This window comes from Peribacillus sp. NPDC055009, assembly GCF_053608705.1.
Genome location: NZ_JBSGVZ010000009.1, coordinates 88,586 through 110,769 on the forward strand (window position 1 = coordinate 88,586; position 22,184 = coordinate 110,769).

Sequence of the window (22,184 nt, forward strand, 5' to 3'; positions counted from 1 at the left end):
TGAGAAACATCGTAAGAGAACAAAAAGTAAGATATCTTTCGCGCTTTTGAAAGAATCATAGGATTAATGACACCAAGAGAGGTGAGGAACATGACGACAAGCGGGATTTCGAATAAAAATCCAAACGGCAGTGTCAAGTTAATCATGAATTTAAAATATTTTTCAGATGTGAACATCGTTTCAAATTGTCCTTCAGACAAGGATAGTAAAAAGGAAAGTACGGTTGGATACACAACAAAATAACCAAATGATAAGCCGGTAATAAAGAGGACAAATAATCCAGGAATGTACGATAGAGTCGTTTTTCGTTCTTTTTCAGAAAGCCCCGGTTTTACAAATAACCATGTTTGATGGGCAACAATCGAAATAGTAAGAGCAATCGCGATCACTCCTGAAATCATAAAATACACCCAAAGGATTTCGCTTGGCCCCAATACAGCTAAATTATGGTTGAGATCACGGATAAGCCATGCGTAAATTTCCTGTACATAAATGAATGATCAAAATAAGAAAACGATAAAAGCTACCAAAGTATAGATTAACCGTTTCCTGAGTTCTCCGAGGTGCTCAACCAAAAGCATTTCTTGATTAGTCATACAACTTTTCCATTCCTAAAAACAAGAGGAAGATGCAAGCTTGTTGCTTACATCCTCTTCAAAATTACTTGGATTGCGTCTTTTCTTCTTCGTCTGAAGAAATTAAATCTTTCGTAGAGTTTTTAAACTCTCTTAATGTACTTCCAAAAGCACGTCCAATTTCGGGGGAAATTAAAGGGACCTTACTAATAAGGGTTTCCCACCATTTTTTTATCACGAACGATTTTACAACCAAGCCACAGTTACTTCGTGGTAAAACTCAATCACATATTTTGATAAAGGGCAGTAAATGTACTGTTCTGGTCCCATACTCATAATCTCTTCAATATTATCCAAAAGTGTATTTTATGAAGAGAAAGTTTCAGGACCAACAAAGGATCGCGAGCAACTTCAAAAAATGTTAGAAAATTTAAAGGAAGGTGATATTATATATGTTACAGACTTAACTCGGATTACTCGAAGTACGCAGGATTTATTTGAACTACTTGATATAATACGAAGTAAAAAAGCAAGCATAAAGTCACTCAAGGATACTTGGCTAGATTTATCAGAGAATAATCCATATAGCCAATTCTTAATTACGGTAGTGGCTGGTGTTAACCAATTAGAACGAGACCTTATCCGTATGCGTCAATTGAAGGGATTGAACTAGCAAAAAAAGAAGGAAAGTTTAAAGGTCGGTTAAAGAAATATAATGAGAATCACGCAGGAATGAATTATGCAGTAAAGCTATATAAAGAAGGAGGTATGACTGTAAATCAAATTTGTGAAATTACAAACGTGTCTAGAGCTTCATTATATAGAAAACTGTCAGAGATTAATTATTAATCACTCTTCAAATTATAGAAAGAATATATTGAACAATAGAACTGGATGAAATAATAAATAAACATTTTAAGGAACGAATTGAAAAGAGGTTATAATATGGGGAGAGATCGGAAATTTAATACAGTTGACCTATTCCTTTGCACCAAAAAGCTTATTATTCAAACAGGGTATGAAGGGTTTACAATTGGCCAACTAGCAACACAATTAAATGTTACACGATCTGCAATTTATAAGTATTATCAAAATAAAGATGAGTTACTATTAGATTTTATGGTAGAGGAAATGAAAAATACATTAGCGAGTTTTTCTTCTCTTTCGGAGTCCTTGCCATTTTTAGAAAAGATAAACTTACTTTTGCAAAAGATATTCACCCACAGGGATTTACATTTGATTCTTGGGATTCAAGATGTCATCCCTACAAAAGGTGATCCACAATTAGAAGCTAAGAAAAACCATCTTTCTCTTATGCACCGCGAACTATATAAGCCTCTTATCCATATAGTGCAGCAAGGAAAGATAGAAGGCTTCATCGAAATGGATATGCCGAATGAATTGTTATTAGGGTTTATATTTCAAAGTATTTCTATTCCTAATCATTCAGAAATGAACGCTGAACAAGTGCTCATCTATACGAAGAAGTTGATTCTAAATGGAATTCTAAAAAAAAAGTGACGAATATGTAACTTATGTGTATAATAATATTTGTAAAAGACATATAAGTTATTTTTTTGTTTAAAAGTGACTAATGTGTAACTTATAATAATATTTGTAAAAGACATATAAGTTATTTTTTTGTTTGAAAGTGACGCATATGTAACTAATTTGAAGGGGGATTTTAGATTTGTTTTTAGCAATTAAAGAATTAAAGCATTCTAAATTTCGTTATGGAATGATGAGTATTATTATCATTCTTATTGCTTGGCTAGTATTTATTTTATCGGGACTGGGAAATGGTCTTTCAACACTAAGTGCTGCCACGATTAAAAACTTGGACGCAGATTATGTAGTTTATGAGAGAAGTGCTGGTGCTACGTTTAGTAAATCTATTATGTCTGGTAATTTAATTGACGATATTAAAAAAAATAAAGATGTAAAGGATGCAGCTGTTTTTGGGTCATCAATGGCAGCTGTTTCCAAAGGAAAAACTGATGATAGCAGTAAGAAAACAGATGTTTCTTTAGTTGGAATTACTGCCGATTCATTTATTGAACCAAACGTAATAGAAGGAAAACAACTTTCTACTAATAAGAAGTATGGTGTTCTTGCTAATAGTAATTTAAAAGATGACGGGTACAAAGTTGGGGATGAAATTCGTGTTTCCAATTCCAAAATGAAATTAAACATTATTGGTTTTGTCGAAAATGAAACCTTCAACCATTTACCAGTATTATTTGCGAATATGGATACTTGGAGAGAGTATCAGTATGCAGCACCAGGAGCTGACAACGGCATTGAAAATCCAGTCCAAGCAATTGTTTTAAAAGCTCCTCAATTAGATAAAGCCCAGCTGGATAAACAGTTCAAAGGGATTGAAACTGTTACAAAATCAACAGCTGTAAAAGGGATGCCGGGATATAAGGAAGAGAACGGTACAATTGTAATGATGCTTTCATTCTTAATTGTCATTTCGGCTTTTATAATCTCCGTTTTTTTCTATGTTATTACAATTCAAAAGACGTCGCAATTTGGTGTAATGAAGGCAATTGGTGCCTCAAATCGATTTATTTCTAAAGCTATTGTTGCTCAGGTGTTCGTTTTGTCGTTTTTGGGAATTTTAGTAGGTATAGGTTTAACATACTTGACAGCTCTTTCCTTCCCTAAAGATATGCCATTTAATTTAGATGGTAAGCTAGTAGTCTTGTACGCAATTACTTTATTAGTTATAAGTCTATTAAGTTCTCTTGTTTCAGTCCGGCAAATTACAAAAATTGATCCATTAACAGCTTTAGGGAGAGTGGAATAAATGAGTGGTATTCAGTTGCAACAAGTTACAAAACAATATAAAGAGGGAACTACTACTCTAACAGCATTAAAAGAGGCTTCTTTAACAGTGAATTCTGGAGAGTTGGTGGCAATTGTAGGTCCATCTGGCTCGGGAAAAAGTACTTTACTATCTATTATCGGTGCATTAATAAACTCAACGTCTGGGAAGGTAATTGTAAATGGAAAAGATGTGGGGTCGTTAAATGAGAAACAACTAGCCGACTTCCGTTTAAATGAAATAGGTTTTATTTTACAAACATCTAACTTAATTCCTTACTTATCTGTAATTGATCAGTTGATTTTAATAAAACGAATGGCGGGTAAAGTAAATAAAGAAGATCATCAATTTGCAAAAAGTTTACTGAAAGAACTTGGGTTAGTAAATAAGATGCACAAAATGCCTAATGAATTATCTGGCGGTGAGCGACAGCGTGTAGCGATTGCCCGAGCCTTTTTCAACCAGCCAAGCGTTATTCTTGCTGATGAACCAACAGCAAGTTTAGATTCAAAACGTGCTCACGAAGTTGTGAAATTAATTGCTGATGAAGTGAAAAAGCGAAATAAAGCAGCGATAATGGTTACGCACGATGAACGTATGTTGGCTTACTGCGACCAGGTTTATCATATGGAAGATGGGAATTTAAAGTTAAATATTATTTGAATAAGAAGGGGAGTTAATTATGTTTGTTATTACTAATCGCATTAAAACAAAAAAAGGATTTGCCAATCATTTAGCACCGGGTTTCACGAAGGATTCCCAAGTTCATCAATTTGAAGGCTTTATTAAAACTGAAGTTTTAGTCTCCAATGGCAATAAAGCGTTCGATGAAATGAATGTGAATATGTACTGGGATAGCTTAGAAAATTTTAAAGTTTGGCGTGAAAGTGATGCGTTCAGAAATGTCCATAAGCGATCTTCTGAAGATTCGGAATCAAAAGAATCTCCATTACTTGAAAGTGAAATTGTTATTTCTGAACTGATTTCTACAACCAAATAAAGGTACCAATGATTTCCTGAATAAAGAAAATCTAATGTTTTCAATTAACCATTGAGAACATTAGATTTTTCATATTTGTATTTCTTTATCGTTGTAAATCCGCATTTTCCTGACGCTCCCCCAATAGAGAAGAAACTAAGTTCTGAATTTTGACAAACGTAAACTATCATAAGTATCAGTCATTTCAAATACAAATGATGTGAGTAAGAACTCTTTGATGTTGTGTTTTGTACTTTCGTTACTTCTGCTATCTACAAACAAGAACCACGCAAGATAGTTATCTATATACTTTGTAGCCACGCCTTTAAATCGGTTTATCCATTGTTTCATACGAGAATGGAGACCATTTACATTTTGAATGTGATACAAGCCCTTAATAACATGCTTACCATCGTTTGATTTAATGCGATTTGCTCTATTCCAATATTAATGAAGGTCAGCATAACAAGAATAGGTGCATTTAATTTAATAGAGGCAGGATTGAAAGAAAAGGCTACTTTGATCAAAAAGAGGATTTAATAGACAATAAAAAATAGTTTGACTTTTTTTACAACTATGTTTATATTTGGTTTTATACTAACTACCGTTAGTTAATAAAATTCTAAAAGTAGGTGTTAGAAATAAAAAGTAATTTAATGAATCATAGGTTGTAAGCGATTACACCTTGTGTTTGTAAATTTATATGAAAAGATTTTTATTTAAAACCAGGAGATGATACTTATGAAATATCCACTTACACCAGATGTAAAGCCAGAGTTTTGTACAACAGGAACCTTTATGCGTTTACCTTCTCAAAAGCATGATGCAAAGCTGGCAATTGTGGGTATGCCTTTTGATACAGCAGCTTCTTTTAGGGTGGGAGCCAGGTTTGCTCCTCAAGCCATTCGCCAAGCATCCATGACCCTGTTTCCTTATCATCCTATTCATAAGGTATATCCTTTTGAACAATTGAATGCCATTGATATAGGGGATATCCCTGTTATTCCCCATAATATTCATCGAAGTTATGATCTAATGAAGGAATCCATGTTTGAATTGATGTCCAAAGGGGTCATACCTATTGGGTTAGGGGGAGATCATTCTGTCACTTTAGCTAGTTTACGAGCTGCGGCAAAGGTATATGGCCCGGTAGCCATGATTCATTTTGATTCCCATACAGATACTTGGGATACATATTATGAGGAAAAATATTGGCATGGATCTCCATTTATACGTGCACACGAAGAAGGTTTGCTGCAGGCAGATAAAGTATTTCAAGTAGGAATCCGAGGTACGCTAAACCACTCTGGAGATTTACAGGCAAGTCTTGATTTAGGTTATCGTTTGATTACAACTGGGGAACTTTCCAATCGTGGATTTGAAGATGTTTTGAAAGAGATTAGAAAAACCATTGGTAACACACCTTGTTTCTTGAAATTTGATATAGATTTCGTTGATCCTTCTTTTGCTCCAGGTACAGGTACACCTGAAGCAGGCGGTTTTAGCAGCTTTGAAACACTTAAAATGATTCGTGCCCTAACTGACTTTAATTTTATAGGATATGATGTGGTTGAAGTGCTGCCATCATATGATTCAAGTCAAATCACTTCACTTTTAGCAGCAACACTTGTACATGAGTTTGCCAGCCTAGCAGCATTAAGTACGAAAGAAGTCAATCAATAAAAAGCAGTCATTACATTAGATAAAGGGGGCAGCTCTTTGCGATGAAAGGATTACCCGAGCTTAAGCGTTCACTAAATGCAAGATATGTTATTGTATTTGGACTTTCCTTTATGGCGCCTGTGACAGTCTTTAGCACATATGGTATCGCCATTGATCGTACCCAGGGAATGATTCCGACAGCATATATAATTGCTTTAATTGTCATGCTGTTCACTTCATATAGTTACGCAAAAATGGTTCAGGTGTATCCGACTACAGGTTCAGCCTATACCTTTGTGCAGAAAGGGATTAATTCACATCTTGGTTTTCTGGTAGGATGGGTAATTTTATTGGATTATCTTTTCAGTCCTATGATCAGTGCTTTACTTTTTGGGATTATGGTGAATGCTTACTTCCCTGGTATTCCTATCATTGCAGTTATTATTTCTTTTATTATAGGTGTGACTACCATTAATATTTTTGGGATTAAGGTTGCTGCAAATGTGAATACCTTTTTGGTGTTATTTCAATTTCTTTTTATCATTATCTTCAGCCTGCTTTGTATAAATGGACTTTTAGCAGGAAAAGGTACCGGAGAGTTGTTTTCGAAGGATCCGTTTTTTAGTCATGACGTAAATTTTAATAATCTGCTCTCGATTGTACCTCTATTATGTTTTAGTTTTCTTGGGTTTGATGCGGTTACAACATTAGCTGAAGAAACCAAAAATCCGAAAAAAACACTTCCTAAAGCTATTTATGCTACGACATTGATCGGGGGGGTATTATTTGTTGCATCTACCTATTTTGCACAATCCATTTTCCCGAACTTCAATGCTTTTAAGAACCCTGATACAGCTATAGTGGATATCATGATTTATACCGGGGGTAATTTTCTGAATAGTTTGTTTATTTCCGTGGTAGTGACATCTGCTACTGCTTCTGCAATAGCTTCAGGAGGCAGCGGAGCTAGGATCTTATATGCAATGGGGAGAGATAATGTTCTGCCTAAGAGGGTTTTCGGATATGTTTCTCCAAAATTCCAAACGCCCATTTTCAATATCCTAATCATTGCTTGTGTTGCAATGAGTGCTGTATTTTTGGATATCGCAACAGCTACTTCTTTCATTAACTTTGGAGCCCTGTTTGCTTTTACATTCGTTAATCTTTCAGTGCTTATCCATTATTTTGTGAGGCAGAAGCAGAGATCGCCTAAAAGTATCGTTTTATATTTACTTCTTCCCTTAATAGGCACCGGTATAACTATATTGTTTATGACAAAGTTAGATATCCATTCTTTAGTATTAGGGATTACTTGGATGGCAGTAGGGTTCATATATTTATTGTACTTAACTAAAATGTTTAAGGAACGTCCTCCTGAACTGAATTTTGCAGAGCAAAAAGAAGAATTTGATGTAAAACTAGTGCAATGATCAGTTACTGTTTATTATTTTGAATGAAAAGAGGTAAACTCCATGGCTATTAAAAACGCGGATATTGTTCTTTCCAGTGATGCTATTTTTACAGGGCTTGCACAAGAGCCGACGTCTGGTGCAATTGCTATCTTAGGTGACAAAATTATGAGTGTAGGATCAAAAGCGGAGATTGAACCTTTTATAGGTAGTGAGACAAAAGTATTTAACTATGGAAATCAATTAATTATGCCTGGTTTTCATGATTTTCATCTCCACATCATGTTTAGTGCCCTAAGTTTAAATAGTGTCAATTTATTTGAAGCCAGGTCAGCTCATGAAGTAGCTGCAAAAGTACTGGAATTTTCTAAAGAATGTCCTGAGGAAGAATGGATCATTGGTATGCAATGGGACGCAGGTTATTGGCATGATAAACAAGAGCCCCATTATAAAATACTTGATGCTGTTATTCCAGATCGTCCTGTTGTTCTTTTTCATGCTGAAGGTCATTATACATGGGTGAACAGTAAGGCCATGGATTTAGCAGGAGTTACTGAGGATATACGTGATCCGGATTTTGGTCGCTATGAAAGAGATAAGAATGGTTTACTTACTGGGATTTTATATGAAGAAGCCCAGCAAATCGTTTTAAAAGAGGCATTACGGTTAACACAAGATAAAAAAGAAACGATACTAAAAAAGTATTTAAGATTGTTATCGCAATATGGGATTACTTCTGTAAACGATTTGTTTGCTCCAATAGATGACTTCCTTCAAGACTATGACCTTTTCGAGAAATTAGATAAGCAAGGAAAATTAACGACTAGATTTCATATCACTCCTGAATTAGATGGCAATTTGGATAAAGCCCAAAAGCTGAGAAATAAATATGAATCAAAGAAACTTCAATTTTCAGGATTAAAGCAATTTGTTGATGGAACAGTCACGGGTCATACCGCTTACTTCCTGAAACCTTACTCCGATCAAGTGGATATCTGTGGTCATCCAGCTCTAAATCCAGAAGTATTGATTGATCGAGTTGTTAAAGCAGATGAACTTGGATTTAGAATCCGGTTTCACGCTATTGGAGATGCGGCAATTCGTTTAGCTTTAGACGCTTTTGAAGAAGCAGTACGTAAGAATGGAAAAAGAGACTCAAGGCATACAATAGAACATATTGAAGTAATCGATTCGGATGACATTGAACGTTTTTCCAAACTAGGGGTCATTGCCTCGATGCAGCCTGATCACATGGCTGCTTCATCAAGAGAGGTATATTCTTCAATTATAGGTCCTGAAAGGGAAAAAAATGTTTTCCTGACGAAGTCGCTTTTAAATTCAGGTGCATCTTTAGCATTAGGAACAGACTTTCCGGTTTCCATCTCATTAAATCCAATGCGGCAAATATATACTGCCATTACAAGAGTTGATAGCAGTGGAGATCCAAAAAACACATGGCATCCTGAACAAAAGCTCACTTTGGCAGAGGCATTGCAAGCATATACATATGGCTCAGCCTATGGAAGTTTCAGAGAGCATGAGCTAGGTACAATAGAAGAGGGAAAACTTGCTGATTTTGTGGTTTTAGACAGAAATCTTTTCGATATTCCAGAAAGTGAAGTGCTCAAAGCTAAAGTGGAACTTACAATAAACGATGGGGAAGTTGTGTATAAAAGTGAAGAAACATCTTTATCCAGCATATTCTAATTCTCTAATCATTTAGAGAAACAGAGGTATCAAATCTTTAGTTTAAAAAGGGAAATGAGTTTATAATGATATTAACTAACGTTAGATAGTTTGGGGGATCATTATGACAAAAAATGAAATTAAAAACATTTCCTTAACGCTTTTTACCAAGTATGGATACGAGGGAACAGCTTTATCGGAAATTGCCAAGAGGGTAGGTATACAAAAACCCTCAATCTATAACCATTTCAAAAATAAGGATGACCTTTTCTTGTGTCTGTTTGAAGAAATACTAGAAGAGCATATAAACCAGGTCGAACAATTTGTCGAAGAAATAAATACACTCTCTTCTGAAGAAAAGTTAAAGCATATCCTTCTTGATACTTGTAACTATTATAAAAACCATGAAGATAAAGCAACTTTTTTAAAGAGGGCAATGATTTTCCCGCCGGAGCATTTGAAGCACATATTAAATGATAAATTCCTTAGATCTGAAGAATCATTTTCCGCTATCTTACATGATATCTTTGTCGAAGGAATTGACAAAAAAGAAATACGCCAAGGGACAATCGAGAACTTAATCATGTCCTATCTCTGTTTGATTGATGGGATATTCATGGAATTTTCTTATTATGGAAAAGAGAATATGGAACCTAGAATTCAGAATATATGGGAAAATTTTTGGTATGGACTAAGTGGATGATACGTTCAAACAGTTCATGCTCTAAAAGCTATCTAATAGGAATACATTATTTGCTCATATAGAGTAAGTGAGTTTGTCGACAAAAGGGATTCCATCTGAATTTTTAAACAAAGTTGATTGGATCGGGTGTTCGAGACCCCTGCGGGAAAAGCGTGTCCAGGGGAGACCCCGCAGGCGCATAGGCGCCAAGGAGGCTCCCGGAACGCCCGCGGAAAGCGAGTGCCTGGAGTGGAAATCAACGTTCATATTCTAACACTCCCTCAAAAAAGTGTAGGCAATCCTAATTAATATCAAATTTGTCTACAGTCTGCCTTGCTCATACCGAGTATGTTTTTTAAATATAAAAAAAGCTATGTGAATATAAGGTTTCACATAGCTTTATTATTATTTTTGGTTATGTGATTAGCATGGTCGCCATCTACACGTAAATCTTATTTTTAATCTGAAGCTAGGAATACCTGCCAAAAATCCTGCTTTAAAGTAAACTTACAATTCCTTTGACTTAATCCTTTTAATTAACTCTTCAAACCAATATATTGTGTGATCAGTCCTGGTCGAAAAATAGCTACCCAAAAATTCACGAATATTCTCGTTGCCATTAGGTTCTGACTCGAAATTCCCTAGCTGCTCCCAAATAGCCTTGATGGACTTTACTTTTTTTTCTAGTATTTCTACTACTTTGTCCCGATCTACATACTTGATGTTGGCTAAACCTACAATCATATCCTTAATTTCATCCGCACTTTCAAATAATTTATAGATTTTCTTTGGTAGTTCTTCGCGACCCTTAGCCGTAATCGCAAATACTTGTTTATCAGGCCGATGTTCTTCTTTTATGACTTCAACTGGTTCGACTAAACCTTGTTTTACTAATGATTCAAAATGGTAGTACAGTTTACTTTCAGTTAACCCACCCAGGCGATCCAACGGAATGGGTTCTGAAAGCTGTTTTTTTAATTTATAAGGATAGTTTTTATCCTCCATCAGCTTGCTCAATATAAAAATTTGAATAGACATTTACTACGCTCCTTTAAGAAGTATTATCTCCTTATTGTAGCAAAAACTAAGCTGAGATTTCTGCCGCTTTCTTTTCAACTTCTGTTTCAGAAACCTGTACTGGCATTGGTTTTTGTAAAAACGCGACAATAGCCATATTAATTAACATTGCAACGGCACCTACCGCAGCCATTGACCAAATATATGGACTTGGACTGATGCTGCCAAATAGGTTTGCAAAGTATGCTTGCACCGAGTAATACATCGGTGAAATGTGGCTCATCCATTCATACGGTAAATGCATCATATCACGTGTGATAGTGGCACCATTAGCTATTGTTTGCATTAATAAAATCGGTAAGTTTAAAATCATGCCGCCTTCACCAAATAAGAAGATTAAAATCGCAGTGAAATTAAAACATACCATATAGTTTAGTATTTGTTGACCTACTATACCGAAGAATAGGTCACCGCTCGGCTTGTCAATTAAATATGCTACACCTACAGCGATGATTGATGAAACCACTGCAATCAATAATGCAGCCATTTGCACATAAGTGAATAACCGTGTTTTGCTTGCTTTTCCCCGGCTGGCTCTAAATGCACCCACTAATTGCATCGCCCCGATCATAGCCCCTACATAACCGGCCATTGTTAAGAACATAGGCAGCATATTATGATTCATGCCATCCGGTATTTCGTTGATTGTAACGACATTTCCTACATAGGATTTCTCAATCTTTTCGGCTAATTCAGCGGCTTGCTTTTCTGGTACATTAAAGTTCATCAATACGCCCTGAGCTGTTTGTTGCGAGAATTGTGTGCTTAACTGACTGTTAATTTCAGTTACGATCGCATTCATGGTAGAAGAAACGACCGTTGCCCCTGCCTCATTGATTGTAAAATCGATGCTTGATGACGCTTCACCTTTTTGTATATTCTCAGAGAAGGTTTTTGGGATGTGAACGACTAATGCTAAATCATTGTGCTCCAAATCTTTTAAGGCTTGTTTATTTGTTATATCCGTCTCGATTTCTTTAAAGGGTAAATTTTCTTGTAAATTTTCGGCGATCATCGCTCCATTTTTACCAGCATCATCATTGATGATGGCGATCGGTAATTTATCGACATTTCCTGGAATGGCTGTATACCCAGGCAAGAAGATGCCTAGCATGGCAACTGCATAGAAAATCCCCATAAAGATTGCCGCTGTTGCACCTCTTGTTTTTAAGAATGCAGTAAATTTCATATGTTGAATCCATCCTTTTAATTTCAGTATTTTACTAAATTTGAAGTACTTTAATTAGAGTACTTTAAATTGAAGTACTTTGAATTTTATTTTAGTTTTTATAAAAAGTCAATTGAAAAAATTTATGTATATGAAAAACTCGCAACAAAGCAGAACGTCAAAACTTCTGCTATGTTGCGAGTAACTAATAGGGAGGGGGGGCATTTTGATTCCTTCGGCACTTCTCTGACTAGCATATATGACAACGATTTAGATACTCATTTTCTCAGTGTCATTAAACCTGTTTAATACAACTTCAACAAAAGCCTCTACTGCTGGAGGCAGCCATTTCTTCTTTTTTATCAGCATATAGGAATAAATGGGATCGAGATTTTCTGAATGATTAAGGATTTTCAGCTTGCCGCTCTCCACTTCATCTTTCACTGTAATATAAGGCAATACCGAAAATCCAAGTCCGCTCATGATAATCTGTTTAATTGCTTCAATACTCCATAACTCCATGGTTTGAAAGATATCCATTTCATGCTTTATTAAATATTTTTCAAACATTGTCCGATAACTGCAGCCTTCTTCATTTGTGATGAAGAAATGGTTGGTATTTGTGCCGATATTTTTATATGCATCAAAATGATCAGGACCGTCAAGACTGCTCACAAGAACTATCTTCTCCTCAATCAAAGAATAATGAATGCATTTCTCCGGTTTAATTTCCGGATAGACCATTAAAGCGACATCAACCCGCCCGCTTATTAAGTCGATATGGTTTTGTCCACATGGACCGTTGGTTAATATGATTTTGACATTGGGATGTTTCAAGGAAAAATCCCTTATGATTGGACCTAACCTGGAGATTGTTAAAGACTCTGGTGCTGCCACTTTTAAAACACCTTTAACTTCATTGGTGCAACGCATGTTCTTGATCTGTTCGTGAGTGGAAAGTAAATCTTCCGCTAACGGTATTAAGTCTCTGCCTAGAGTAGTAAGCTGCAAATTTCTATTTGCATAAGTGAAAATTTCCCCGCCAATCTCATGTTCAAGCGCCTGTATATGAGAAGTTATCGTGGATTGAGTATAACCCAACTTTGAAGCAGTCCCTGTATAACTTCCTATCTCTACAATGGTCAGAAACGTTTTAAGGTGTCTAATTTCCATATCGTCGGCTCCTTAAGATGGTTGATGTATCGAAAAAAATGATAATGAATTTTTTAATTTCAATTTTATTTATAGTTATAGTCATCTTACAATAAAGACTGTTCGTTAGGAAATAGTGAATGAAGGTGAGATTATGAGTATAGTAGCGTTTCTTTCATATGTGATGATTACTTCGATTACGCCGGGTCCAAGTAACATCTTATTGATGAATGAAGCAAGGAGGTTTGGCTTCTTTGGGTCTTGGAGGTTCACTAGCGGCATCATGGCAGGATTTGCAGTATTAGGGATCATGAGCGGAGTATTTACAACAAGCCTCTACAATTGGATACCTATCGTGGAGCCATATTTTAAAATGGCCGGTGCCGCATATCTTCTTTACTTAGCTTGGCAGATTATTATGCCCAAAGGTTCAAAGAAGGAATCCAGAGATGTGCAGTCTTCTTTTATATCAGGCTTCATTCTTCAAATCATCAATGTTAAAAGCATTTTGTTCTATTTAACCGTGTTGAGTGTGTTTATTTTACCGTTTAATGAGTCGCTTGAATTCGTTGCTATATATTTAGCTTTAACGATTTTTCTGGGATGGATGGCATTGCTTCTGTGGTCTGGATTCGGCTCGCTTTTTAAAGATTTTTTTGCTAAACATGATAAGTCCTTTCGGTTAATTATGTGTCTATTATTGATTTACTCTGCCGGTACAATTTTTCTGTGATTACTCAAAAAGTAGCTGTCTTTAAGTTTTTAGATTGCTTAAAAACGGTAAGCTTAAAAAAAATTAAGCAATCTTAATTTATGAACAATGACATTAATGAGGTCTTTTTTTCATACGATATTTTTGGGGTGAAAAAATGGCAAGAGTAAGTTACCGGAGCTCAGATGTCGACTTAATGGCAAGGATGATGAGAGCAGAAGCCGAAGGTGAAGGAAAACAAGGGATGTTATATGTTGGAAATGTAATTGTTAATCGTCTTAAAGCGAATTGTATAGACTTTATAGATTTAAGAACAATTCCACAGGTCATATATCAAGTACAAGGAGGAAATTATTCTTTTGAAGCAGTTCAAAAAGGTAATGTATTTTATCAAAGAGCAAGATCTGCTGAAAAAAGATTAGCAAAACAGAATTTGGATTATTGGAGGGAACACCCAGGGAAATATGCCCTTTGGTATTTTAATCCATATGCCCCGTGCCCTCCAACATGGTACGATCAACCTTTTGCTGGTCAATTTAAAAATCATTGTTATTATGAACCAAAACCTGGAACATGTGAAAGTGTTTATACCGGAGGTTGACTGGGAGCTATTATTTCATTTCAAGGAGCTGATCAGCAGCTCCTTTTTTTATGCAACAATCGGGCATTTCAAAAAGGTAATATGGATTTTATGGTAAAATATAGTAAAAAACGGATTATTGTTTGGGGGACTTTTAGTGGAGGCTATAATATTTTTTGTTTATTTTACTGTTGGGTTATTCATTCTCTATATAGTTATTGAAACAGCAGTAAGAAAAGGAATTAACAATTCAATTATCGGTCAATTTCTTGAAAAAAAATATGGGGTTAAAGAAGATAAAAAGTCTTTTCTTGATGATGATTTAGATAATGAAAATAAAACGGATCAGTAAAATGAGGGAGGTTGCTGCGGTAACCTTTTTTTAGTGGGAATCTTTTAAAAATAAATTCAAAAAGACAACAATGATCTTACTCAAACAGACGCCAGTTTGTAGAAAAGCACACCTATTCAATGTCTTTCCGAGGGCGACGAAATTCTCCGTGGTAGACCTTCCGCTTTTCTCGTTCGGATTCAATATTTTCGATGAAAGCCGTTTTTACTTCCTCCAGTAACAACCCCTTTAATTTCCGAAGCTTTATTGGTCCCACTCCTGGTAACTTATCAGGTATAAGAACTTCGAAATTACCCCGCCTTTTATAAAAACGAATGCTGCCAAGCCCCGTCCTTTCGACTTTCCCCAAAGTATATGCGAATTCAAATCGTTGCTGAATGAATGAAGATAACTCAGGCAGCCCTAAACCTTCATATAGGGGAGGGAATTCATGATAAACTGGAGGTTCTTTGAATGATATTGAAGAGATCTTCAAATGGATACCCCTCCTTTGGTGGAATAAAGACAGACATACGTTGCCTATATTATTGTGCTATGGGCCGTTTTTTTAAACATCCTTACAGTGATGGTGCTTTCCTGTAAGGGGAATATTTCATGCTAGCAGAATTTTACAGCAATCAAGATAGTTATAAATCTTTTAAATTAATTGGGGCTAAAGTTCAATATGTAATGACAATAAATCTTCAGCAAACGTGCGCGATCTTTAATAGGATCGCTTTTTTCATTGAACTAACGGGACACCTCAATAAGAAGTCTACGGTATTAAAAATAGATAAAACGATAAAACTTTAAATGGAAGGTTATTAGATGGTACATAAGTTGAAGGGGGCTAAATGATGACCGAATTAAATGGGAAAGTAATTATAGTAACAGGTGGAGGCAGCGGAATCGGAAAGGAGACTGCATTGCAGCTATCAACAAAAGGTGCATCCGTAGTAATTGCAGATTATAATGAAAATTCTGCCAATGAAGTGGTTGCTGAGATAGAAGCCGCATCTGGTATGGCAGCTTCCTATAAAGTTGATGTATCAAAAGGTGATGAAGTTAGTGCTCTTATTGATTGGACAGTAGAAAGATTCAGTACTTTAAACGGGATCTTTAACAATGCTGGAATTGGTCTGGTAAAACCTTTCTTGGAGATGGATCCAGAATCATATCATCGGGTCATAGATGTTGACCAACACAGTGTATATTATGGGATGTATTATGGAGCTAAAAAGATGGTTGAATTAAATGTAAAAGGTACTATCGTTAATACAGCATCAATTTATGGAACAATGGCAGCAGTTGGCAGCTTTAATTATAACGCAGCTAAGGCAGCTGTGGTCATGATGTCTAAATCCGGGGCATTAGAGTTAGCTGAACATGGTATCCGAGTCTTAGGAGTTGCTCCAGGATTCATCGATACGCCAATACTTGGTGACAATGAAGAAGTGAAAAATGCTCTAGCTGCACAGCATATGCGGGAAAAGCTCATCCAACCGAAGCACGTAGCTAGCGTAGTTACGTTCTTGTTTAGTGAAGGGGCCAGTGCAATTAATGGTCAAACAATTCCTGTTGACGATGGTTTCCTAAGCTTCAAATCTAAATAAGAATTCTTAAAAAAAGACTTAACGGTGTAAATTTTTTACGCCGTATTTTTATGTGAATTAGCTTTTAACCTACTGCTTGAGAAGCATACCTAAGATTTTTAGATCTTAGAAGAGAAGGTTAAAGGTTGTAGAATTGATACCAATTCTATTTAGGAATGTAACCTTCCGTTCAGTTGTTGTTTAAATCTTAATAATTTAAGAGAGTCGCGAGATTGTGATTCGGAACTTAACGTTTGTATCCTTTGAATAAATTACTCCTGTAAAAGCCAGATTATTAACATAGGAAATATAAGTGATATAAATGAGGGTCCTGTATGAACCAAGCTGGTGTGAATGAAAAGTATAAGGTATCGCCATTTTATGTGTTTTTTTTACTGCATTCCATGCAAACTGGGTTAGGCGTGTTAAATTTTCAAAGAGATTTAGCCAAGGCGACGGGAACCGATGGCTGGATCTCCATACTCCTAGCCGGACTGATTGTTCATATATTAATTTGGCTTATATATAAGATTTTCAGTATTGTTCCCGGTGATATCATTTCTGCTAATAATCATGCATTTGGTAAATGGATCGGAAATATCTTTAGTCTCTTATTCATTCTGTACTTTTTCGCCCTTGGAATGACGGTCATAATCGGCTATATAAATGTCATTCATGTTTGGATGTTTGAAGAGATACCATCTTGGGCATTTGCTTTGGTTTTCCTGATCCTGATTTATTATATATGTACGGGAGGTTTCCGAACCATTACGGGTATAGCCTTTTTAACCGTAATCGTTTCATACTGGCTATTATTTGTACCATTATATGGTTTTAAATACGCAGATTTCAATGGTTTTCTTCCTATTTTCGATCATACTTTAATGGAAATAATGAAAGGAACTAGAAGTACTTCATTATCAATGCTTGGTTTTGAAATGATCCTGATGTTTTATCCATTCATCAAAAATCCTGAAACATCACAAAAATATGCTCATGGAGGAGCCTTGGCCACTACGTTATTGATCCTATTACTTTATTTTGTTTCGACAGTCTTCTATTCACAGAAACAGTTGGTCCTTACCCTATGGCCAACACTCTCATTGACCAGTGTCATTGAATTCCCCTTTATTCAACGTTTCGAATACATAACTGTTTCTTGGTGGGCCATCGTCATCATTCCCAACATGGTCATTCCTTTGTGGGCTGCCAGCAGGGGTGTCAAGCGCTTATTCAACGTCCAGCAAATGTATCCCTTATGGGTAATGTCCATAATCATATTGCTTGTCAGTATATTTTTTTTCGATGTCGATTCCTTATATGTATTAAATAAAATAATCAATCCATACAGCGTGGGCTTCCTTGTTTTATACTTGCCGCTTCTTTTTGTTTTAATAAGCATAAAAAAATCGAGAAAACGTTTATGACAAATTATCATTTATATAAATATATTACTCAGACTGTAGACAAACTTGAAGAAAAGAGAGTTTGCCTGCAGTTTTTTATTTTAAAAACCGTTCCAGGTGATTTCAGAAATCCGCTCCCTTTCCGCCGACTGTCTGCCAAGCCGCATCAAAGCAAGCGTCTATTTTTAAATGAGCTATTACAGAACCTCTATCAGCTTAGTTTGGGGTTAAATTCACAATATCTTATGGAGTTAACGGCAGGTTAGTAACCCAGTATCTTCACATTTACATCCAATATTTATGGCACTATTCTGATCTTTTTAGAAAAAAAGCAATTACTCATTTTTGTATATTAATTTGAAAGTATTTAATAAAAAAAAGCCAGGAAACCCTGCCTATATATTTATCTTTTTATGAAATACTTCATATAGGAGAAGGCAGCATAAAAGGGTCATCTTTTTTAATTCGTTAATGATATCCCTTCTAAAACCTGATCCCAAATGGCATTATTACTGGGATCATTACGAGGAACTCGTACAAAGCATATCCCATCATGTGGCCAGTTCATGTCTGTAACTCCTTTTAGACCATCTACCGGCTGCATAAACAATAGGTTAAACTTACCCGTTGTAAGTTGAGATAAAATAGATTGTAATTCAATAATATCTTCATAGTTCGCCGTTGACCACTCATATCTGATGAATAAAGTATTTTTACTATGTTCGATTTTTGTAAGGAAGTTTTAGATGCGATGATTCAGCTTATTTTTAAATGCTGGATATTAACAATCCAATCTTGGTTTGGTATCTTCGGAAAATCATGAACGGAATCAATCTTATATTGGCTATCATGAATAAAATGGGCTTTTGATGGTTGAGTACCCCCTGGTTCAAGAACAACATTTCCTTCATCAACAAAATGAGCGAGTATATTTTTCTCATGCATATTTTCTAACTCCATATATCCCTCGAATTTATTCTTTAATAATCTATTTACTTCAGGGAGAAAACCAGACTGAACCCAATCCAAGGGAAATGAATTCCTTCTTAAATCATGCCTCTTTGTATGGAGGGCAGGACCACACCAGCTGCCCAAACCAGCGATCAATTCATATGATCCTTTTATGTCCAATAAATTCAAATAATCACTCCTCTGCTTTTTAATATTCTATATCAGAGCAATTCTATTTGATTGGACAATTAAAAAATGTGTGTAAAAAAGATGTCAACTATGAAAAGTTTATAACTTTAAATATCTCTGTTTAAAAGGTTTTCACGGAAGCCTTTATTCATTGTTGAACCAGAGGAGTAAGATACCAAACTTTTCTTTTATCGAAAGCAAGTTCGTAAATTCTTGTACTTAAAGCATAGGGTGCGTTACTGAAGATCGGTGCTGTCTTTAAGGCAGCTTTTTCTTATGGCTCTAACGGGCCAGTTTGTTGAAGAAGGATATTTTCTGTTTTTAGAGAATTAAGATTTAAGAATACAGGATATTGCAAAATAACAGGAATATAGGAGGTATGAAATATGAAGATCCACAGAATAGATCATGTAGGTGTAATCGTAAATGATCTCTCTGCTGCTAAAGAGTTTTTTCTCGATTTTGGACTTGAAGTGCAAGGGGAATGGGAGATGGAAGGAGAATTGATGGATCAGATGAGTGGGCTTAATGACGTTAAAGTAGCATGTGTAGGATTGGGGAAGCCAGACGGTCAGGCATGGATAGAGCTAATTAAATTTCATACGCCGTCAGATGAAAAAGATATTCAGCAACCTTTTGCAAATACCCTGGGTATCCGGCATATTGCATTTGCTGTTGAAGATATTGAAGCACTTGTTGCCAAATTGAAAAAGAAAGGTACGGAAATCTTTAGTGAGATACAACAATATGAAGATAGTTATAAGTTATGCTACTGTCGTGGACCAGAGGGAATTATTTTAGAGTTGGCGGAGCAAATCAAATAAATTAAGGGTAATTAATGGTTGTTGGGTCAATTGTGGATTTAAAATAAAGTAACGATGCTTTGCCCCTTTAGATGTTATCAAAAGGATTATTTTTATAGTGAAAGGAAAAGTACATCTGAATTAAAAGTGGATAGGCAATTGTTGAGTGACAATAGAGTTGTTCCGCAATCGGGCAATTATATTGAATAAGAGGTTAGATAAAACTCCACATTTTTATGCAGCAACCAGGCTTTTTCAGAAGCCAAAAACGTTGATGTGAAAAAATGTATAAAATCATGCATGAATGACAAAAAACGAACAGATGCCAAACCCTTTAACTGTATGGGATTTACATTACTTTGTTTACTGGATATAAAAAAAGCCACCCTCAAAATGGTGGCTTGTGATATTTGTCATTCTTGTTTTATAAATAAAGAACCTGCTGTATCAAAGTCATTGATGGTATACCCTCTGTTAATTTTCATGAACAGCAATTCTTCCAATTACTTAGGAAACTTTATAAATAATAACACCACTAATCCTGAGATATATTAATAACAGCAATAATGCAACAATGCATATCGTTCCGATCAAAGCTAAAACATTAAGGATTTTATTTGCTTTTTGTACTAAACAGCTTACAAAATACAATATAAACTCCAACTCCAATAATTCCACCTAATGTATTTCCAATAAAGTCAGTTATATCGCTAGCTCCTATAGCAGAGCTGAATTGCAATACTTCAAATAACAAACTAACTCCTGCTATTACTGCAATCTTATTCAAGAAAGACCAATTTGGTTTTAGCATACTGATATAAATTCCAAATGGGATAAATGCAAGTACATTATAGATTATTTCATTAAAATCTATTTGATTATTAACATTAGCTGACCCAGCAAAAGGGATTAAGTTGATTTCCCTAAAATCCGGCAAGCCTTGAAATGAAAATTGCATTTTAAAGACTATAATCCATGTTAATGCAAATAAATATACGGCCAACAAGCCAGCAGTTATTTTTTTTTGATTTTTTTTGATTCTTCCATATAAATCCTCAATTCACAATTCTTCAAATTTATAATCTAAGCTTTATCCTACTTACTTTACACTATGCTATCATCTCCGGAAATTTTTCAGTTATTTCACTATTAAGTAATTGGTATCCGATTGTTAATTCTTTGTATGTAAATAGATTTATGTTTTGATTTCTGCTCTTCTTCATTTTTAGTCTCCTCCTTGATGTAACTTGTTTATAGGATAGGAAAAACTTTAAAAATAAAAAGTGGGGTAAATATAAAATTTTTCTTAAATTTATACTTGGATCTTATTATTAATCTTCTTAGGAATCCGCCATTGGTAATTGTGTCTTTAAAATGAAATTGCGATGTTTGTAAGAAAGATGCAAATTTTTGATAAAGTAATGATACTTTATCTTTTCAATCAAAGATCTCTAAACGAGATTTGATTAAAAAATTATGCCAGATTGCGAAGGAAGAATTGCTGACTTTACAAAAGTGAACCGAAAAGAAGGCGCTTTTGAGTGGAGTTATTATTTGGAATTTAATGCATACGATTGGAACCAATGCCCATTTCAAACGTAAGTAATGTAAAAGACTTAAGGTTGGGAGGCATAAGTATGAGGCAGCTTTATATAAAGCAGAAGGTATTCAGTCTTAGCGGGAAATTTACAGTAAAGGATCAGCAGGAGAAGGATATATATTACGTGGAGGGAAGTTTTATGCAAGTTCCAAAGACTTTCTCCATTATGAATACAGCAAGGGATGAAGTAGCACTCATTACGAAAAAGGTGTTCAGCTTTTCACCAAAGTTTTTGGTTGAGGTGAATGGTCGAGAGGTATTAACAATAAAGAAGGAATTTTCCTTCTTTAAAGCACGATATACAATTGATGCGGCAGGCATTGATGTACATGGTAATTGGTGGGATATGGATTTTCAAATTTTACAGCATGGTAAAATCGTAGGCAAAGTGGGCAAGGAGTGGTTCACTTGGGGCGATAGCTACAAGGTACAAATAATAGATGAAGAGATGGAAACCATTATTATCGCACTCGTTGTTGCTATTGATTGTGTGAAGGCTGATCAAGCAGCTGCTTCCTCAGCAGCGTCGATTTAAAGTAGAAGTGTAAAATTAAAAGGCTGACAGTTTTAAAAAAATCACTGCTTGAATAGTGCGGTGAAACGTATCATAAATAAATGACAAGGCCATTTGGTACCAAGGTTTTATATTCGTTATTCAGTAATCGAGCGCGATTCTTGAATAAGGTTCGCATTTCTTATAGAACTAACAGGCTGAAGATCGGAGCTGTCTTTAAGGCAGCTTTTTCTTTATGGAACTATTGGGGCAGGTTAGTTGAATAAAGAAGGGAATATAAAATTTA

General features: G+C 35.4%; 23 protein-coding genes and 3 pseudogenes. 17 read left to right on the top strand and 9 right to left on the bottom strand.

The annotated features are described in order from the left end of the window. Positions 1-20 precede the first annotated feature (20 nt). Together tatC and ACWF5P_RS15175 are read right to left on the bottom strand one after the other, a co-directional pair. A pseudogene (gene tatC / locus ACWF5P_RS15170) lies at positions 21-596 on the bottom strand (twin-arginine translocase subunit TatC); the annotation flags it as partial. A gap of 64 nt (positions 597-660) precedes the next feature. After that, positions 661-813, bottom strand: coding sequence for a twin-arginine translocase TatA/TatE family subunit (locus ACWF5P_RS15175; RefSeq protein ID WP_434168521.1), 153 nt, complete (start codon positions 811-813; stop codon positions 661-663). Positions 814-939: 126 nt separating this feature from the next. Between ACWF5P_RS15175 and ACWF5P_RS15180 the strand changes: the two are divergent. The 5 genes and pseudogenes from ACWF5P_RS15180 to ACWF5P_RS15200 all read left to right on the top strand — a co-directional run. Next, positions 940-1,424 (top strand): annotated as a pseudogene (locus ACWF5P_RS15180) (recombinase family protein); the annotation flags it as partial. A 78-nt stretch (positions 1,425-1,502) separates the two neighbouring features. Next, on the top strand, positions 1,503-2,096 hold the full coding sequence (locus ACWF5P_RS15185; RefSeq protein ID WP_434168522.1) for a TetR family transcriptional regulator: 594 nt from the start codon (positions 1,503-1,505) through the stop codon (positions 2,094-2,096). Positions 2,097-2,265: 169 nt separating this feature from the next. Next, the gene (locus ACWF5P_RS15190; RefSeq protein ID WP_434168523.1) at positions 2,266-3,387 is read left to right on the top strand and encodes an FtsX-like permease family protein; all 1,122 of its coding nucleotides are present in this window, start codon (positions 2,266-2,268) and stop codon (positions 3,385-3,387) included. Further along, on the top strand, positions 3,388-4,068 hold the full coding sequence (locus tag ACWF5P_RS15195; protein ID WP_434168524.1) for an ATP-binding cassette domain-containing protein: 681 nt from the start codon (positions 3,388-3,390) through the stop codon (positions 4,066-4,068). It abuts the gene before it with no gap. Positions 4,069-4,087: 19 nt separating this feature from the next. Further along, complete coding sequence (locus ACWF5P_RS15200) at positions 4,088-4,405, top strand: heme oxygenase (RefSeq protein ID WP_402877773.1); 318 nt, start codon at positions 4,088-4,090, stop codon at positions 4,403-4,405. A gap of 135 nt (positions 4,406-4,540) precedes the next feature. On the opposite strand, the pseudogene ACWF5P_RS15205 reads toward ACWF5P_RS15200, so the two are convergent. Then, a pseudogene (locus ACWF5P_RS15205) lies at positions 4,541-4,813 on the bottom strand (IS1595 family transposase); the annotation flags it as partial. 312 nt (positions 4,814-5,125) lie between these two features. Here ACWF5P_RS15205 and speB point away from each other — a divergent pair. From speB to ACWF5P_RS15225, 4 genes are all read left to right on the top strand, one after another. Next, the gene (gene speB / locus ACWF5P_RS15210; protein ID WP_434168525.1) at positions 5,126-6,067 is read left to right on the top strand and encodes an agmatinase; all 942 of its coding nucleotides are present in this window, start codon (positions 5,126-5,128) and stop codon (positions 6,065-6,067) included. Positions 6,068-6,108: 41 nt separating this feature from the next. Beyond that, entirely contained in the window at positions 6,109-7,476 is a 1,368-nt protein-coding gene (locus tag ACWF5P_RS15215) for an APC family permease (RefSeq protein WP_452445034.1), read from the top strand. A gap of 42 nt (positions 7,477-7,518) precedes the next feature. After that, positions 7,519-9,162, top strand: a complete 1,644-nt coding sequence (locus ACWF5P_RS15220; RefSeq protein ID WP_434168527.1) for an amidohydrolase family protein — start codon at positions 7,519-7,521, stop codon at positions 9,160-9,162. Between the two features lie 103 nt (positions 9,163-9,265). Beyond that, positions 9,266-9,844 carry a TetR/AcrR family transcriptional regulator gene (locus ACWF5P_RS15225; protein WP_101224765.1) on the top strand — a complete coding sequence of 193 codons (579 nt, stop codon included), beginning with the start codon at positions 9,266-9,268 and terminating at the stop codon, positions 9,842-9,844. Between the two features lie 486 nt (positions 9,845-10,330). Here the strand turns inward: ACWF5P_RS15225 and ACWF5P_RS15230 are convergent, their stop codons facing one another. From ACWF5P_RS15230 to ACWF5P_RS15240, 3 genes are all read right to left on the bottom strand, one after another. Then, complete coding sequence (locus ACWF5P_RS15230) at positions 10,331-10,861, bottom strand: PadR family transcriptional regulator (protein ID WP_230177750.1); 531 nt, start codon at positions 10,859-10,861, stop codon at positions 10,331-10,333. 46 nt (positions 10,862-10,907) lie between these two features. Further along, entirely contained in the window at positions 10,908-12,089 is a 1,182-nt protein-coding gene (locus tag ACWF5P_RS15235; protein ID WP_230177749.1) for a YhgE/Pip domain-containing protein, read from the bottom strand. Positions 12,090-12,338: 249 nt separating this feature from the next. Next, positions 12,339-13,241: a LysR family transcriptional regulator gene (locus tag ACWF5P_RS15240; protein WP_452445035.1), complete on the bottom strand. Its 903-nt coding sequence runs from the start codon at positions 13,239-13,241 to the stop codon at positions 12,339-12,341. 133 nt (positions 13,242-13,374) lie between these two features. Here ACWF5P_RS15240 and ACWF5P_RS15245 point away from each other — a divergent pair, with 133 nt between their 5' ends. The 3 genes from ACWF5P_RS15245 (at position 13,375) to ACWF5P_RS15255 (ending at position 14,864) form a co-directional block, all read left to right on the top strand. Further along, positions 13,375-13,953 (top strand): LysE family transporter, encoded by a 579-nt coding sequence (locus ACWF5P_RS15245; RefSeq protein ID WP_434168529.1) that lies wholly within the window; start codon positions 13,375-13,377, stop codon positions 13,951-13,953. Positions 13,954-14,089: 136 nt separating this feature from the next. Beyond that, positions 14,090-14,533, top strand: coding sequence for a cell wall hydrolase (locus ACWF5P_RS15250; RefSeq protein WP_101224760.1), 444 nt, complete (start codon positions 14,090-14,092; stop codon positions 14,531-14,533). Between the two features lie 136 nt (positions 14,534-14,669). Beyond that, positions 14,670-14,864 carry a hypothetical protein gene (locus ACWF5P_RS15255; RefSeq protein WP_434168530.1) on the top strand — a complete coding sequence of 65 codons (195 nt, stop codon included), beginning with the start codon at positions 14,670-14,672 and terminating at the stop codon, positions 14,862-14,864. A 112-nt stretch (positions 14,865-14,976) separates the two neighbouring features. Here the strand turns inward: ACWF5P_RS15255 and ACWF5P_RS15260 are convergent, their stop codons facing one another. After that, positions 14,977-15,339 carry a hypothetical protein gene (locus ACWF5P_RS15260; RefSeq protein ID WP_434168531.1) on the bottom strand — a complete coding sequence of 121 codons (363 nt, stop codon included), beginning with the start codon at positions 15,337-15,339 and terminating at the stop codon, positions 14,977-14,979. Positions 15,340-15,700: 361 nt separating this feature from the next. Here ACWF5P_RS15260 and ACWF5P_RS15265 point away from each other — a divergent pair, with 361 nt between their 5' ends. From ACWF5P_RS15265 to ACWF5P_RS15275, 3 genes are all read left to right on the top strand, one after another. Then, positions 15,701-16,456, top strand: a complete 756-nt coding sequence (locus ACWF5P_RS15265) for an SDR family NAD(P)-dependent oxidoreductase (protein ID WP_452445036.1) — start codon at positions 15,701-15,703, stop codon at positions 16,454-16,456. A 314-nt stretch (positions 16,457-16,770) separates the two neighbouring features. Further along, positions 16,771-17,862 (top strand): GerAB/ArcD/ProY family transporter, encoded by a 1,092-nt coding sequence (locus tag ACWF5P_RS15270; RefSeq protein ID WP_101224756.1) that lies wholly within the window; start codon positions 16,771-16,773, stop codon positions 17,860-17,862. Further along, entirely contained in the window at positions 17,859-18,107 is a 249-nt protein-coding gene (locus tag ACWF5P_RS15275) for a hypothetical protein (RefSeq protein WP_434168533.1), read from the top strand. The genes ACWF5P_RS15270 and ACWF5P_RS15275 overlap by 4 nt, the downstream gene beginning before the upstream one ends. A 490-nt stretch (positions 18,108-18,597) precedes the next feature. Here the strand turns inward: ACWF5P_RS15275 and ACWF5P_RS15280 are convergent, their stop codons facing one another. After that, positions 18,598-18,981, bottom strand: a complete 384-nt coding sequence (locus ACWF5P_RS15280; protein WP_434168534.1) for a DUF1796 family putative cysteine peptidase — start codon at positions 18,979-18,981, stop codon at positions 18,598-18,600. A 386-nt stretch (positions 18,982-19,367) separates the two neighbouring features. Here ACWF5P_RS15280 and ACWF5P_RS15285 point away from each other — a divergent pair, with 386 nt between their 5' ends. Next, the gene (locus ACWF5P_RS15285) at positions 19,368-19,805 is read left to right on the top strand and encodes a VOC family protein (protein ID WP_434168535.1); all 438 of its coding nucleotides are present in this window, start codon (positions 19,368-19,370) and stop codon (positions 19,803-19,805) included. Between the two features lie 592 nt (positions 19,806-20,397). Here the strand turns inward: ACWF5P_RS15285 and ACWF5P_RS15290 are convergent. Then, a complete protein-coding gene (locus tag ACWF5P_RS15290) occupies positions 20,398-20,742 on the bottom strand; it encodes a VanZ family protein (RefSeq protein ID WP_434168536.1) in 345 nt (114 codons plus the stop codon). 679 nt (positions 20,743-21,421) lie between these two features. Between ACWF5P_RS15290 and ACWF5P_RS15295 the strand changes: the two genes are divergently transcribed. Beyond that, positions 21,422-21,919 carry an LURP-one-related/scramblase family protein gene (locus tag ACWF5P_RS15295; RefSeq protein ID WP_434168537.1) on the top strand — a complete coding sequence of 166 codons (498 nt, stop codon included), beginning with the start codon at positions 21,422-21,424 and terminating at the stop codon, positions 21,917-21,919. The last annotated feature ends 265 nt before the right edge of the window (positions 21,920-22,184 follow it).

Bases quoted from the DNA above. Each gene is read 5' to 3' on its own strand.
- ACWF5P_RS15195 (WP_434168524.1), top strand. From the start codon at position 3,388: ATGAGTGGTATTCAGTTGCAACAAGTTACAAAACAATATAAAGAGGGA.
- ACWF5P_RS15200 (WP_402877773.1), top strand. From the start codon at position 4,088: ATGTTTGTTATTACTAATCGCATTAAAACAAAAAAAGGATTTGCCAAT.
- speB (WP_434168525.1), top strand. From the start codon at position 5,126: ATGAAATATCCACTTACACCAGATGTAAAGCCAGAGTTTTGTACAACA.
- ACWF5P_RS15215 (WP_452445034.1), top strand. From the start codon at position 6,109: ATGAAAGGATTACCCGAGCTTAAGCGTTCACTAAATGCAAGATATGTT.
- ACWF5P_RS15220 (WP_434168527.1), top strand. From the start codon at position 7,519: ATGGCTATTAAAAACGCGGATATTGTTCTTTCCAGTGATGCTATTTTT.
- ACWF5P_RS15225 (WP_101224765.1), top strand. From the start codon at position 9,266: ATGACAAAAAATGAAATTAAAAACATTTCCTTAACGCTTTTTACCAAG.
- ACWF5P_RS15230 (WP_230177750.1), bottom strand. From the start codon at position 10,861: ATGTCTATTCAAATTTTTATATTGAGCAAGCTGATGGAGGATAAAAAC.
- ACWF5P_RS15235 (WP_230177749.1), bottom strand. From the start codon at position 12,089: ATGAAATTTACTGCATTCTTAAAAACAAGAGGTGCAACAGCGGCAATC.
- ACWF5P_RS15240 (WP_452445035.1), bottom strand. From the start codon at position 13,241: ATGGAAATTAGACACCTTAAAACGTTTCTGACCATTGTAGAGATAGGA.
- ACWF5P_RS15245 (WP_434168529.1), top strand. From the start codon at position 13,375: ATGAGTATAGTAGCGTTTCTTTCATATGTGATGATTACTTCGATTACG.
- ACWF5P_RS15250 (WP_101224760.1), top strand. From the start codon at position 14,090: ATGGCAAGAGTAAGTTACCGGAGCTCAGATGTCGACTTAATGGCAAGG.
- ACWF5P_RS15265 (WP_452445036.1), top strand. From the start codon at position 15,701: ATGACCGAATTAAATGGGAAAGTAATTATAGTAACAGGTGGAGGCAGC.
- ACWF5P_RS15270 (WP_101224756.1), top strand. From the start codon at position 16,771: ATGAACCAAGCTGGTGTGAATGAAAAGTATAAGGTATCGCCATTTTAT.
- ACWF5P_RS15275 (WP_434168533.1), top strand. From the start codon at position 17,859: ATGACAAATTATCATTTATATAAATATATTACTCAGACTGTAGACAAA.
- ACWF5P_RS15285 (WP_434168535.1), top strand. From the start codon at position 19,368: ATGAAGATCCACAGAATAGATCATGTAGGTGTAATCGTAAATGATCTC.
- ACWF5P_RS15290 (WP_434168536.1), bottom strand. From the start codon at position 20,742: ATGCAATTTTCATTTCAAGGCTTGCCGGATTTTAGGGAAATCAACTTA.
- ACWF5P_RS15295 (WP_434168537.1), top strand. From the start codon at position 21,422: ATGAGGCAGCTTTATATAAAGCAGAAGGTATTCAGTCTTAGCGGGAAA.